Origin of the sequence: Rhizobium sp. P40RR-XXII, assembly GCF_012641405.1 — a bacterium.
Taxonomy (GTDB): Bacteria; Pseudomonadota; Alphaproteobacteria; order Rhizobiales; family Rhizobiaceae; genus Rhizobium.
In genome coordinates this window covers 1-13,788 of record NZ_JABAII010000028.1, presented here as the reverse complement: position 1 = coordinate 13,788, position 13,788 = coordinate 1, and the positions used below count along the sequence as shown (strand labels likewise).

14 protein-coding genes and 1 pseudogene are annotated in these 13,788 nt (G+C 57.9%); 6 read left to right on the top strand and 9 right to left on the bottom strand.

Annotated elements, in window-relative coordinates:
• Positions 1–79: 79 nt before the first annotated feature.
• Entirely contained in the window at positions 80–1,126 is a 1,047-nt protein-coding gene (gene speB / locus HGP16_RS31760; protein ID WP_168843918.1) for an agmatinase, read from the bottom strand.
• A gap of 184 nt (positions 1,127–1,310) precedes the next feature.
• Between speB and HGP16_RS31755 the strand changes: the two genes are divergently transcribed.
• The 5 genes from HGP16_RS31755 (at position 1,311) to HGP16_RS31735 (ending at position 4,884) form a co-directional block, all read left to right on the top strand.
• Complete coding sequence (locus HGP16_RS31755; RefSeq protein ID WP_168843917.1) at positions 1,311–2,009, top strand: GntR family transcriptional regulator; 699 nt, start codon at positions 1,311–1,313, stop codon at positions 2,007–2,009.
• Between the two features lie 33 nt (positions 2,010–2,042).
• Positions 2,043–2,768, top strand: coding sequence for an ABC transporter permease (locus HGP16_RS31750; RefSeq protein ID WP_168843916.1), 726 nt, complete (start codon positions 2,043–2,045; stop codon positions 2,766–2,768).
• Positions 2,768–3,466: an ABC transporter permease gene (locus HGP16_RS31745; protein ID WP_168843915.1), complete on the top strand. Its 699-nt coding sequence runs from the start codon at positions 2,768–2,770 to the stop codon at positions 3,464–3,466. Before HGP16_RS31750 ends, HGP16_RS31745 begins: the two co-directional genes overlap by 1 nt.
• 18 nt (positions 3,467–3,484) lie before the next feature.
• Positions 3,485–4,291, top strand: a complete 807-nt coding sequence (locus HGP16_RS31740; protein ID WP_168843914.1) for an ABC transporter ATP-binding protein — start codon at positions 3,485–3,487, stop codon at positions 4,289–4,291.
• A gap of 293 nt (positions 4,292–4,584) precedes the next feature.
• Entirely contained in the window at positions 4,585–4,884 is a 300-nt protein-coding gene (locus HGP16_RS31735) for a hypothetical protein (protein ID WP_168843913.1), read from the top strand.
• A 240-nt stretch (positions 4,885–5,124) separates the two neighbouring features.
• On the opposite strand, the gene HGP16_RS31730 is transcribed toward HGP16_RS31735, so the two are convergent.
• The 7 genes from HGP16_RS31730 to HGP16_RS31700 all read right to left on the bottom strand — a co-directional run bounded on the left by HGP16_RS31730 (position 5,125) and on the right by HGP16_RS31700 (position 11,438).
• A complete protein-coding gene (locus HGP16_RS31730) occupies positions 5,125–5,931 on the bottom strand; it encodes an IclR family transcriptional regulator (protein WP_168843912.1) in 807 nt (268 codons plus the stop codon).
• 17 nt (positions 5,932–5,948) lie between these two features.
• The gene (locus HGP16_RS31725) at positions 5,949–6,338 is read right to left on the bottom strand and encodes a RidA family protein (protein ID WP_168843911.1); all 390 of its coding nucleotides are present in this window, start codon (positions 6,336–6,338) and stop codon (positions 5,949–5,951) included.
• 15 nt (positions 6,339–6,353) lie between these two features.
• Positions 6,354–7,124, bottom strand: a complete 771-nt coding sequence (locus HGP16_RS31720) for an amino acid ABC transporter ATP-binding protein (RefSeq protein WP_168843910.1) — start codon at positions 7,122–7,124, stop codon at positions 6,354–6,356.
• 12 nt (positions 7,125–7,136) lie between these two features.
• Positions 7,137–7,796 carry an amino acid ABC transporter permease gene (locus HGP16_RS31715; RefSeq protein WP_168843909.1) on the bottom strand — a complete coding sequence of 220 codons (660 nt, stop codon included), beginning with the start codon at positions 7,794–7,796 and terminating at the stop codon, positions 7,137–7,139.
• A 4-nt stretch (positions 7,797–7,800) separates the two neighbouring features.
• The gene (locus tag HGP16_RS31710; RefSeq protein WP_168843908.1) at positions 7,801–8,463 is read right to left on the bottom strand and encodes an amino acid ABC transporter permease; all 663 of its coding nucleotides are present in this window, start codon (positions 8,461–8,463) and stop codon (positions 7,801–7,803) included.
• Between the two features lie 54 nt (positions 8,464–8,517).
• Complete coding sequence (locus HGP16_RS31705) at positions 8,518–9,357, bottom strand: transporter substrate-binding domain-containing protein (protein ID WP_168843907.1); 840 nt, start codon at positions 9,355–9,357, stop codon at positions 8,518–8,520.
• A gap of 356 nt (positions 9,358–9,713) precedes the next feature.
• Complete coding sequence (locus HGP16_RS31700; RefSeq protein WP_168843906.1) at positions 9,714–11,438, bottom strand: penicillin-binding protein 2; 1,725 nt, start codon at positions 11,436–11,438, stop codon at positions 9,714–9,716.
• Between the two features lie 336 nt (positions 11,439–11,774).
• On the opposite strand from HGP16_RS31700, the gene HGP16_RS31695 reads away from it, so the two are divergent.
• Positions 11,775–13,469, top strand: coding sequence for a dihydroxyacetone kinase family protein (locus HGP16_RS31695; protein ID WP_168843905.1), 1,695 nt, complete (start codon positions 11,775–11,777; stop codon positions 13,467–13,469).
• A 134-nt stretch (positions 13,470–13,603) separates the two neighbouring features.
• Here HGP16_RS31695 and HGP16_RS31690 read toward each other — a convergent pair.
• Positions 13,604–13,788, bottom strand: a pseudogene (locus HGP16_RS31690) (DNA mismatch repair protein MutT); the annotation flags it as partial.

Sequence of the window (13,788 nt, the reverse complement as noted above, 5' to 3'; positions counted from 1 at the left end):
CATTCCCCTTTTTGTTGTACCCTGCCCCTCTTTTGCGAGACAAGGCTGTTACAGACTCCGCAACGTCCTGCTCCGATTGCTAGGACGTGCGAACCTTGATTGCCTCGGCCGCTAGGCAGAGGATTTCGAATAAGACCTGAGCTGCTATCTGTGCCGTGTTTGTGGTTGGATCATATTGCGGAGCGATCTCGACGACGTCGCCGCCAACTATATTCAAACCCATGAGGCCGCGCAGGATTCCCAGAGCCTGAGCGGAGGTCAATCCGCCGACTTCGGGCGTGCCTGTGCCCGGCGCAAAAGCCGGATCAAGAGAGTCTACATCGAAGCTGATGTAGGTCGGGCCAGGTCCGACGATTTCTCTCGCCTTTGCGATTACGGCTTTTAAGCCTTGGTCGCCGACGTCTTCCGCATGTATGACGGTCATGCCGGAGGCATACGAGAATTCCCACAGATATTCGGAATTTCCTCGAATTCCGATCTGAACCGTCCGCCTTGGATCAAGGACACCGTCAAGAACCGCTTGGCGAAAGGGGCCGCCGTGATGGAATTTGCAGCCCTCAAATGAACCGCCCGTGTCGCAATGTGCGTCGATATGGATCATCCCCACGGGTCGATCCTTGCCGACAGCCCTTAGGATCGGAAGGCCGATCGAATGATCGCCGCCGACTGCAAGCGGCACGACGCCGGCTTGCATGATCCCGCGCACAAATTTCTCGATATCTTCATGCGACGCCGCAAGATCAAAGCGGCTGCGGAAGGGAACGTCGCCAACGTCAGCAACGCGGGCATGGGCGGTTGGTACCGCATGTAGGACATGGTCATAAGGACCGACCCGATCGACATTGCGAACGGCTCTCGGCCCGAACCGTGCGCCTGATCGGTTCGTTACGCCAAGATCCATCGGAATTCCGAAAAGCGCGATGTCGATACCCGCGAAACCGGGCGACGCATCAGGACGATAAGGAGCCTTCAAAAGCGTTGGTACGCCACAGTAAGGAGCCTGACGGCTGTCGCCCTCCCCGAAGACCAGTTCGGCAACCTTTCGAAACCCCGGATCAAACATCTCGCCGCCTGAGACGTTCGAAAAGCGTTTCCGCAGTTCTTCCAGACTTAGAATCTCAGGCATCGGGCCTCCATTTATCCTGTACCCACATTTTCAAGCCGCTTCCAAAAACGCAGATGAAGAGCCATTGCTTGTTGTGGCCAATATTGTATACATAATCGTATTCTTCTTGATCGAGCAAGAGGGAAAAAGTTATGATTACGCTTGGAGGCCTGGCAAATGGCCCAAAAGACGGAAGGGGAATTAATTGGCATCGACCAAAACGGAACAGCGAGTCTCATTGCGTGAGAGCACATACTCGCAGCTGAAGGACCTGATCCTCAGTGGCCAACTACGACCCTCGGAGCGCCTGTCTGAAAGCACACTTGCCAAGCGCTTTGGCGTCAGCCGAACGCCGTTGCGCGAAGCGCTTATGAAACTTGAAGAGGAAGGGCTGATCGTCGGGCAAAGGAACCTCGGCTACACGGTCACCGATCTGGACATCACCAAATTCTGCAATCTGTTGGTTGTTCGCGAGGCACTCGATGTTTGCGCGGCGCAGCTCGCCTGCGAGACGGCGACGGAGGAAGACCTTGATCGGCTTCGGGGCGTAATTGCCCAGATGGTAGAGCTCAAGGAGACGACTAACGAGGCGCCGTCCGACGCGGCCCGCAACCTCGACCTTGGCCTACACATCCATCACGTCATCGTGGAGTCAACTCGCAACGAAGCGCTGGTAAGGGTGACCGACCAAGTCTACCAGCAGCTTCGTTTGGCACTGTGGCTCGAAGTTCTTTGGGTCGATCTCGAGCATACTGATCTCGATGAGCATCAGGCAATCGCGGACGCTATCTGTGCACGCGACCGCGAGGCCGCGGCAAATGCAGCGCGTGCTCACGTTCAAAGCTCCCTCAAGAATATGTCGAAGCTCCAGCGCATTTGGGCGCATCGGCGAGCTGCCGACTGAACCGAAGCTGGTCTTTTACAAAGAGGTTCACGCATGGAGCTTATCGATAGTTACCTGGCACTCGTCGGCTTCGGACAGACGGGGTGGGGTTCGCTCCTTCTGACGGCAGCGGCCATGACAATTGGCGTTTCCGCATGTGGCTTTCTGGCTGGAACGATCATCGGCTCAATTGTCACCTTCATGCAACTGTCCCGGCACATGGCGGTTCGCTGGTTTGCCGACTGTTACACGACGGTTCTACGCGGCGTGCCGGACCTTCTGGTCATCTATCTTTTCTATTTTGGCGGAAGCGCCTTTCTCGGCTCCGTCGGTGGCCTGTTAGGTTATCGTGGATTCATAGGAATGCCTCCCTTTTTGACAGGGACCTTGGCACTTGGTGTGGTCTCGGCGGCTTATCAAGCTGAAATCTTTCGCGGCGCCTTCAGATCGGTTGCACGCGGCGAAATTGAAGCAGCCAGCGCCGTTGGCATGCGGCCGTGGCCGAAATTCAGACGCATCGTCGCGCCACTCGTGCTTCGCTACGCCATTCCGGGCCTTGGAAACACTTGGCAACTTGTGCTGAAGGAATCAGCATTGATTTCTGTGACGGGTCTTGTCGAACTCCTCCGCCAATCGCAAATCGCCGCGGGATCCACGCGCCGTCCGTTCGAATTCTACCTCACAGCGGTCGTCCTCTATCTCGTTGTAACCTGGTTCTCCTCGATTCTGTTCAGGAAAATGGAAGCTCGGACAACTCAAGGGATCAGGAGGGCGTTGTGATGGATATTGGCTTCATGTGGGAGACGCTCCTCACTTTACTAACCGGTTTGCCGCTGACCATCGAACTTGCGATCACCTCCATCCTGGCGGGGAGTGCCCTGGCGCTTGCCATCTCGCTCTTCGCAGTAACAGGCGGCGCAATCGGCCGAACCGTAACCCGCGCCTATGTCTTCGCATTCAGAGGTTCACCCCTTCTTGTCCAAATGTTCCTGATCTACTACGGCCTGGGTCAATTCCGGCATGGGCTGCAGGACCTTGGCGTCTGGTGGTTCTTTCGTGAACCCTACTGGTGTGCCGTGTTGGCACTGACACTGAATACTGCCGCCTACTGCAGCGAAATCTTTCGAGGTGGCCTGCAGGCGGTCTCCATGCAACAGGTTGAGGCAGCGCGCGCTTGCGGCATGTCGGGCATTCTATTGTTCAGACGGATCATTCTTCCGATTGCCGTCAGGCACGCACTGCCTGCCTATGGCAACGAGATCATCCTGATGGTCAAGGCAACGGCACTTGCGTCTGTCATCACCATCATGGAGGTCACCGGTCTCGCGGGAAAATTGATCGCTGACAGCTTTCGGGCTTTCGAAATCTTCATCGTCGCAGGGGCGATCTACCTTGCGATCAATTTCGTCGTCACGCGTATGCTCATGGTGGTCGAATTTTGGCTTTCCCCACATATGCGCATGCGGCCGCAATCTTAACACGTAATGGGAGTGCGCATGTCCGTCAGGGGAACAGTTTTGGCCAGCGATAACATACAAAAATGCGCTGCCGTTTCGGTCAAAGACCTCAGAAAATGCTTTGGCCCGTTGGAGGTTTTGAAAGGTGTTTCGCTGGAGGCCCACGAAGGCGACGTTGTATCGATCCTGGGTTCTTCCGGCTCCGGCAAGTCGACGATGCTCCGATGCATCAACATGCTTGAAGTGCCTGACAGTGGGGAGATACGTATTGGCGGCGAGATGTTCGCTTTGAAAAAAGGCCGCCACAGAACCGAGCCCGCTAACCGCAGCCAAGTAGATCGACTGCGCGAACACATTGGCATGGTGTTTCAGAGCTTCAATCTTTGGTCACATATGACCATTTTGGAGAATGTGATCGAGGCGCCGGTGCACGTACAAAAACGCGATCGTGCTGAATGCATTGCTGAAGCAGAAGCGCTGCTCGAGCGGGTTGGAATCGCCGACAAGCGGAATTTCTATCCGGCGCATCTATCCGGAGGCCAGCAACAACGCGCTGCTATCGCCCGCGCTCTCGCGCAGCGGCCCAGGGTAATGCTCTTTGATGAACCGACTTCTGCGCTTGACCCCGAACTCGTCGGTGAGGTCCTGAAGGTGATGCGCTCTCTTGCTGAGGAAGGTCGAACGATGTTGGTCGTCACACACGAAATGGCGTTTGCGCGAGACGTGTCCAATAAAGTTGTTTTTCTTCACAAGGGTGTCATTGAAGAGACGGGAGAGCCGGCGGAACTATTCAAACGTCCGAAATCCGAGCGATTTCGTCAGTTTCTCGCAAACGAACGAATCTGAAGAAGTACAACTTTACCGTCATCTGGCCGTGCCTTACGTTTTCGCCCCGGTCGGACACGGAAGAGAACACCGCCTCTATCTGTGTTCGCACAATGACCGGGGATAGGCCGCGATTCCACGGTCGACCGCGATACCCGAGCACTTAAGCAGATTAATAGTAGCCGCCAGCTCGATTGGAACTGGACTCTTGCGCTCTAATTGATACGATAAATCATCGTCACAGACCAATCCTATATGCCGTGACGACCGAGGGCTCATGCGTGCTCCCGCCTGCAAGGATAGGAGGAGTGAACATGTCCCTTACACCGTCCCCAGACATACCACAGGATCCGCAACTTCGCGCCCTTCTTCGCCAGTGGGCTAGCAAGCTTGTCGATTCGGAAGTGGCTGCCGATCGTGTCGTTCAACGAACCATCAATGTCATTTGCGACAGTCCCGAGCTTCTGGATGGCGCGCAAATGAATGAAGCACTCTTTGCGATCTTGCGCCGGTACGCCTTTGATGAAAACGACTTGAAGGCGAGCCGACAGATTACGGGCGCAATGCCAGATCTTGGTCGAGTCTCGGACAAGGAAGGCACCAAGTCCAATTAGTGCCACTGTTAGGGCCTGCTCGAATAGACAGCAACGCCTCTAAGCTCGGCTTTGTACAAAATCGAGCTAACGCCAAAGCTACGCTGTGCTGCCTCTGCAATTTTGAAACTGAATCAGCACGATTGCCATTGAAGTTATCCGCCAGGAGCCGGGCTCGCTCCGGTGATCCTCATGAAAAGACGATGATCGCTATCTCAGCCCTCTTTCCGATCATTAAGCCAGAACATTTTGAACGGCGGCTCAACGGAGCGCGATGGACTTGTCCCGTTCAATGTGAAAGCCCAGTTTCTCAGAGATTTCATTGGCTGCTGTCGCCAGGCTTTGAAGGTAGATGTTGCGGTTGCGAAGGCCATCTTCGCGTGGGGCGACGAGGCAGAGCGTGGCTATGCAGGCTCCCCCGGCCTGATGGATCGGAACTGCGAAGCAATGGGTGAAATTTTCAACTTCACTATTGAACGTGAAGAAACCGTCGCGACCAGCCTGGCGCACCTGGCCGATGAACTCGGACGGCTCCATCTGCCTCCCATTGGGAAGGACAAAATCCTCCGGCGGGATCAGATCGATAATTTCTCGATCGGTAAGATGCGACACCAATAGGCGTCCTGAAGCCGTCCAGGGGATCGCAACCGGTTCGCCGACATTTGACGAAATGCGGAAAGGCCGGACACCTTCGCGCATCATGGCAACCGTATATTTCCTGCCTTCAAGCAGGCACATCTGCGCCGTTTCGCGTGTTTCCTCGGCCAGCCGCACCAGCATGCGATCACATTCGCGCATCCAATCGAATTGTTCGGCATAGGCTGTTCCGAGAAAGTACAGGCGACGGCCGAGATAAACACGGCCGTCATTCCCCTGGTAATCGAGCATGCCATGGCGCAAGAGAAGATTGACCAATTCATAGACCGACGATCGGGGAGCCCCGATTTCGGACGCGATCTCGTTCGGCCGCATGGGCTGTCGTTTCACGCGGAGAAATTCAAGAATCTCGAAGGCGCGATCCAGTCCCCGGGTGCGTCGCGATACTGTATCGCTTGCGGCCTCGGTCATGCTCTCTCCAATCCTTGTCAGGCGCGATCGGCGCGGTAAGCCACGCAATCAACCTCGACCTTGCAGTCGACCATCATGCGCGATTGAACACAAGCGCGAGCCGGCGGGTTCTTGCCGAAATACTCGGCATAGACACCATTGAAGCTCCAGAAATCGCGTGGATCATCAAGCCACACGCCGACGCGCACGACATCTTCCAAGCTGTAGCCGGCTTCATTGAGGATCGCAATCATGTTTTCGATTGCCTTTCGGCTCTGCCCGATGATGCCGCCAGGCACGATCTCGCCCTTTTCCATCGGCACCTGGCCGGATACATAAAGCCATCCCGCGGCTTCGGTGGCGCGTGCAAATGGCAGCGGCTGGCCGCCTGCGCCGGTCTCACCCGCACCGTAACGCTTGATCGTCATATTCTTTCTTTCCTTTTAGTTGAAGCTTGAGTTTTTCAGGAATTCGGCAAGCCGCTCGGTTTTGGGCTTGATGAACATTTCCTTCGGATCACCCTGCTCGCAGATCACACCCTGGTTCATGAAAATCACCCGGGACGAGACTTCATAGGCAAAGCGCATTTCGTGCGTGACCAGCAGCATGGTCATTCCATCCGCGGCGAGCCCCTTGATCACCTGCAGCACTTCGCCCACCAGTTCCGGATCGAGTGCGGAGGTCACCTCATCGAAGAGCATCAGGCGCGGCGACATCGCGATCGCGCGGGCGATCGCCACACGTTGTTGCTGGCCGCCGGAAAGCTGGCCGGGGTAGTGACTGGTGCGTGCCGAAAGGCCGACGCGGTCGAGCCAGCGCTCGGCGATTGCGCGCGCCTCGGCCTTCGGCATCTTCTTTACCTTGATCAGGCCAAGCATCACGTTTTCAGCCGCGCTCATGTGCGGAAAGAGATTGAATTGCTGGAATGCCATCCCTGTCAGCGCACGCTGACGGGCAATCTCCTTTTCACTCTTGCGCCGGCGAGAACTGCCCTCGATGTGATAACCGATCTCTTCGCCGTCGAGGCTGATCGTGCCCCCCTGAAACTCTTCCAGCATATTCACGCAGCGTAGCATGGTCGTCTTGCCCGACCCGGACGAGCCGATGATCGAGATGACCTCGCCCTCAGCAACCGAGCAGTCGACGCTTTTGAGGACCTCGTGATGACCGTAGCTCTTCCGCAGGCCCTTGATTTCGAGAATTGTCTTGGCCATGGCTTGGCCTCCTCACGATGGAAGAGCGGTCTTGCGCTCGATGAACTGACCGAAGCGTTCGATCCCGAAGTTGACGACGAAATACAGAGCCCCCGCAAGAAAGTAGAATTGCAGACTCATGAAGTTGCGGGAGATGATCTCCTGTGAGCGAAGAAGCAGCTCGGCCACCCCGATGACGGACAGCAGCGTCGACGCCTTGACCATCTCTGCGGCGGTGTTGACCCAGGCCGGCAGGAATTGGCGCAGCGCCTGCGGCCAGAGCACCGAGGTGAATGTTTGCGAAAAGGTCAGTCCGATCGCCTTGGCCGCTTCGGTTTGCCCTTTCGGGATCGCCTGCAGCGCACCACGCACGATTTCTCCGACATGGGACGAGCAGAAGATGGCCAATGCCAGCACACCGGCGGCAAAGGGTCCGAGCGCGAGCCCGACGGCACTCGACACATAGTAGCTTGCCAGCACCAGGACGAGAACCGGCGTTCCACGGATCACGTCGGTATAGACACGTATGATGAGACGAAGGACGACATTGCCATAGGCGAGAGATAGCCCGACAAGGACGCCAAGGAGTGAACCCCCAAGAATTGCCAGTAACGATATGGACACAGTCATTGCCAGACCGTTCATGATGACATAACGGGCGATCCAAAGCTGATCTAAAAAAGTCTGTGACATCGACTTACCTCGGCAGCGCCAGCCGGCGTTCAACAAAACGCATGCCGGCGGCGATCAGGAGACAGGTTGCAACATAGAGCGCCGAGGTAACCATCCATGTCTCGATCACGCGGAAGCTTTCGACGTTGATCTTGCGCGCGGCAAAAGTCAGTTCCGGGACAGCAATGGTTGCCGCAAGCGAGGTATCCTTGAACAGCGATATGACTGTCGATGACAAGGAAGGGAGTACATTGCGCAGCATCAGCGGCGCAACGATCGATGTACGAATCTGCATCCCGGTGAGGCCGATCGCAAGCCCGGCTTCCGTCAGACCCCTGGGAATGGACAACAGTCCCGCACGAAACACCTCGGCGAGATAGGCGCCAGAGTACAAGGACAGGACGAGGACAAAGCTTTTGATCTTGTCGAGCCTAAACCCTATTTGTGGCAATGCAAAAAAGGCAAACAGCACAAGCACCAGGATTGGGAGATTGCGGATAAGCGTGACGTAGCAGCGTGCAGGCACCACAGCCACTCGTTGCTTCGAGATCAGCGCAAAGGCCACCAGAAGACCGAGCACGGCACCAATCAACAGCGAGATCACTGCCAGCCCAAGGCTCAGCAGCAATCCGCTCAGGAGAAAATCAAAGTTGCGCCAAACGGCAGCAAAATTCAGCGTGTAACCCATGACAGGCCACCTCCAGAAGAAGGAACGGGAGATACTCCCGTTCCTTTTTGCCTATTACTTGAATTCGACCGGAAAGCCGATCTGCGGAGGTGCCAGGTCTTTGCCGAACCAAGTTTTATAGGACTTCGCATAAGTATCGAACTCGACGCCCGTCATAGCCTCATGAAGGGCGGTATTGACGAAGTTCAGCCAATCCTGATCGCCGCGCTTGACGCCACAGGCATAGGTCTGCGGGTTCCATCCGTAACCGGCATCCTTATACTTGCCGGGGTTTTGGGTCATGTACCAGGCAAGTGACGACTGATCGGTGGCGGCGGCATCGGCCCGGCCGGACTCAAGCGCCTGGTAGATCAGGTCGACGGAATCGTACTGATCGACGGTTGCTTCCGGAAGGGCCGCATGGACCATCGCTTCCGCATAGACATTCTGAAGTACCGAGATCGTCACCGAGGAGCCGGCAGCCTTAAGTGCGGCATAGTCAGCATATTTGCCGTCCGCCTTGAGCATGAGGCCGACGCCCTCGCGATAATAAGGGATCGTGAAAGCGATCTGTTGAGCACGCTCGCCCGTCACGGTCATGAACTGGCAGGTGATGTCGACCTTGTCGGTGGTGATGTTCGGAATGCGCGCGTCCGAGGACTGGTTGACATATTCGATCTTGTCCGGATCGCCGAAGAGAGCCTTGGCGATGATATGGCCCATATCGACGTCAAAGCCCTGGAGCTTGTCGTCCGCGCTCTTGAAATGCCAGGGCGCGTTGGTGCTGCCGGTCCCCATCACGAGGTGGCCGCGGGCCAGCACGTCATCGAGCTTGCTGCCGGCGGCCAGCACCGGGCTGCAGAGAATTGCGGTCGCGGCCAGCGAGATCAGGCCGGCTCTAAGTGAAATCGTCATTGCGGCTCCCCTTTTGTAGAGTATCGTTCCCATTGTCCATAATTATGGACATATGTCCGTTTTAACGGATTTTAATATCAAGTCCTATGAGGGGTGAGTTGTCAATAGCCGTCGCTGCATACGGCCCGGCGCTACGTCGCCAGGTCTTAAAATCGCAACCACGGCGGCCACGATCTGTGCCCAAAATGGCGGCGTTGATGGAAATTGGGTGTATTGGGCTTGCGCAGTCAGAAATCGAAACGCGCTGACGATCGCGCCGGATCGTGGAGGAGCGCGGCGAACACTTCAGCGACGGCATCTATCTCGGTCGAGGGTGGCGGCGTGCAAAGCGACAGGCAACCGAATACGACGGCCTCTCAGTAGGATGCGATCAAGTTCGAGCCGAAATCCGGCTTGACGCCAAGCATCGGAGCCGCCTGTTTGATGATATCACGCACCATCGGCGCAGCCGTGTTGGTGGCGAAGGTCAAATTGTGCTCGCCGGTCAGCGGCTGATCCACGAAGGCAAGCACGACGTATCGCGGATGTTCGATCGGGAAGGCGCCAAGAAATGAATTGAAGCTCAGCTTGTGAGAATAGACGCCGTGGATGACCTTGTTGGCTGTGCCTGTTTTGCCACCGACATGGTAACCGGGAACGTTGGCCGGTTTGCCGGAGCCTTCCTCGCCATTGAGTTTGAAGAGCGAGCGGATGATATCGCTGGTGGCCGGCTTGACGATCGGTGTTTCCACCTTTTCTGCTTCTTCGCGTGTACGCGGCAGAAACGTGGGCTCGATCAATTCGCCGCCATCCATCAGCGCTGCACCTGCGACTGCCGTCTGCAGCGGAGTGGTGGCGACGCCATGGCCGAAGGAAATCGTAATCGAGTTGATCTTCTTCCAGACACGAGGCTGGGTTGGCATTTTGACTTCCGGCAATTCGGTCTTCAGCTTGGTCAAAAGGCCGAAGCGGGTGAGATAGGCCTTTTGGTTGTCCATGCCGACGCGGTCCATCATCTTGGCCGTGCCGATGTTGGAAGAATAGCGGAAAATTTCCGGCACGGTCAGCCAGCGACGCGGTACGTCCCGGTCGTCATGGATGATGAAGCCGCCATAGTGCAGCGGCGCGGATGCATCGAACGTGTCGGTCGCCTTTACGGCGCCAACATCAAATGCCATTGCCATCGAAAAGGTCTTGAAGGTCGAGCCCATTTCGAACGTACCGTTCGACATGCGATTGAGCCAGCCATCGCTGCCGGTTGCTTGCGGGTCGTTCGGATCGAAATCGGGCGCGGACGCCATTGCCAGTACTTCACCGGTATGGATATCCAGAACCACCGCACCGGCCGCCTTACCTTTGTAAAGATCGAGCGCGTTGGTGACGACATCGTGAACGACGTTTTGAACGCGAAGATCGATCGAGAGGCGCACCGGTTCGAGTGTATCGCGGCTGGTCAGGCCTGTGGAAGCGAGATCCGACAGGCCCTGCATGTCGAGATATTTTTCCATGCCGGCAACGCCATGATTGTCGATATCGACATAGCCGAGAATATGCGCGGCCGTGCGGCCGCCCGGATAGAAGCGTTTCACCTCGGGGCGAAAACCGATTGCCGGAATGCCGAGCGCAAGGATTTCGCTCTGTTCCTTCGGCGTCAGCTGCCGGCGTAGCCAGGCAAAGTGCGACCGCCGGTCGGCAAGCTTCTTATAGAGGGACTTGCGGTCGATATCGGGAAAGATCGAGGCGATTTTCTCAACCGCTTCGTCCGGATCGATCACGCGGTTTGGCTCGGCGAACATCGATACGGTGCGGACATCGGTCGCCAGCAGTTCACCGTTCCGGTCGACGATATCCGGGCGAGCCGCGCTCACGCGATCCGGCGGGATCGCGGACGTATCGGTTCTCGGCTCCAGGTCGAAATAGATGAGTTTGGCGACGATAGCCAGATAACAGACGACCAGCCCGCAGGCCAGCATGATGATGCGGGCTCTTGCAAGTTTGGCCTGACCCGCAACACGCGCCGGCGGTTGCTGGCGCCACCCTGGGCCAAAGGTGATCCTGATGAGGCGACCGCTATTTGCGCCGAGGGCATGGATAATTGACATTACCGATTATTCGCAAGAGCTGGGAGGGCCTCTGGATTAAGAAACTTTAAACCGAGTTAGTTAACAGGAGACTAATCATAGCCGCGCTGCTGCCATGGCGCCCGGGATGAACGGCGCAAGACCGCCATCCTGCTCGACGGCCCATTTGATTTCTTGGTCGCGGTTCATGGCATGAACGGCGATTATGCTATGGTGCGCGAGATTCTAGGGGTGGTGGGCGCAGGGTCTTGGTGGAGTGGATTTCAATGCGCATTTTGCCGCTAGTTCTCCCTTACCGAGCATAAGCGCGAGATGACCGGTAGCGTTTCGACGCAAGCAGCAACGGGATGGAGGCCAATGAAGAAGCTCATCAATCGACCCATCGATGTCGTACGGGAAATGCTGGAGGGCATCGTCGCCCTTGCGCCCGGCCTCGCCCTGCTGGACACGGAGAATGTCGTTGTTCGCGCCGATCTTCCCGCGGTCGCCGAGCGGCCGGTGGCGCTGATCTCGGGCGGCGGCGCTGGGCACGAGCCGGCTCATGCCGGATATGTCGGACCGGGCATGTTGACCGCAGCTGTCACCGGCGAGGTTTTCACCTCCCCCAGCGTCGACGCGGTTCTCGCCGCAATCCGCGCCAGTGCCGGCCCCGCGGGCGCATTGCTGATCGTGAAGAACTATACCGGCGACCGCCTGAATTTCGGCCTTGCCGGCGAATTGGCCGCCATCGAGGGTATTCCAACCGAAGTGGTCGTCGTGGCGGATGATGTGGCGCTTTCAGGGCTCGTGCCGCCCGAGCGCCGGCGCGGCATTGCCGGAACGGTGCTGGTGCACAAGATCGCGGGCGCCGCCGCGACCGGTGGCAAGAGCCTGAAGGAGGTCGCCGCCATCGCTCGGTCCGCGGCGTCCCGTCTCGGCACCATGGGGGTCGCGCTCGGCTCCTGCATCGTCCCTGCGGCTGGCAAGGCCGGTTTCACGCTCGGCGAGGACGAGATCGAGCTGGGCCTCGGCATTCACGGGGAAAAGGGTGTCGAGCGCACGAAGCTTCTGCCCGCCGACGCGATCACCGACAGGATCGTCGATCAGATCGCAAAGGATATGAAGCTCGTCGCGGGTACCAAGGTTGCATTGCTCGTCAATGGTCTCGGCGCGACGCCGCCAATGGAGCTGGCGATTGTCGCCGGTTGCGCGCTCGCGTCTTTGCGTTCGCGGGGTCTCGCAATCGAGCGTGCCTGGAGCGGCAATTTCCTGACTGCGCTCGAAATGCCCGGCTGTTCGATTTCGCTTCTGGATCTACGCCCAGGCGATGTCGAGCTGCTGGATGCCGCAACCAGTGCCTCCGCCTGGCCGAGGGGCGGCGAAATTGCGCAAGCGCCCCATATCGTGCGGGTGCCAAAGACGCCGGAGAACGAGGCTCCACTTGGCGATGCGGGTCGGTTCGACCCCAGCGAGCTCCGCCGTATCGGCCTTGCCGTCTGCAATGCGCTGGAAGAAGCCGAAGCCCATCTGACGGAGCTCGACAGCAAGGCGGGCGATGGCGATCTCGGAGCGAGCATGCTTCGTGGCGCCGAAGCTATCCGCGCCCTGCCCGACCGCGCCTGGATCAATCCCGCCAATGCCCTGGTTGCGATCGGCAATGCGCTGCGCAGGGCGATCGCCGGTAGCTCGGGTCCTTTCTATGCCATTGCGCTCACCCGAGCCGGACGCCATCTCGGAGAGAACAATCGCTTCTCGCCCGAGGATTTCCGGGCCGCTTTCGCAATCGGCATAGCTGCGATCAGCGAGATCGGCAGCGCCAAACCGGGCGATCGAACCATGCTGGATGCACTCGACCCAGCGTTAAGAGCACTTGAGGCGACTGACGGCAATGTGCCCGCGATCGAGGCGTGGAAGCGCGCGGCGATGGCAGCGGCGGACGGCGCGCGCCGTACGGCGGATATGGTGCCAAGGCTCGGCCGCGCAAGCTATCTCGGCGAAAGAGCTCTCGGAACCGAAGACGGCGGTGCCGCCGCCGTTGCGATCTGGATGGCGGCGCTGGCGACAAGTCTCTGATTGCGCGAGCGCAGGCTGCGAGTCATTCGCATCCGTTGTGCTCCATGCTCGAGCCAACCTTCCAAGGCATCCTCAGACGAGATTTGAACATGCGATTTATCCGGACCGCCATTAGGCGGCGTCCGCCGTTTCGCTCATTTGTCCGGCGCGAGAGCTGCCTCCACCCCGCGCAGCAGGCTCTTCAACTCCGGCTCGCGGACATGGGCGGCCGCTTCGTGGGGCGAGAACCATTGCAGCTGGCGCTGACCGCGCTCCGGAAAGCGCTCCACCAATTCGGCGACGTCAAGAAGATGGACTTGAACGATAGAGGGAACGGTCT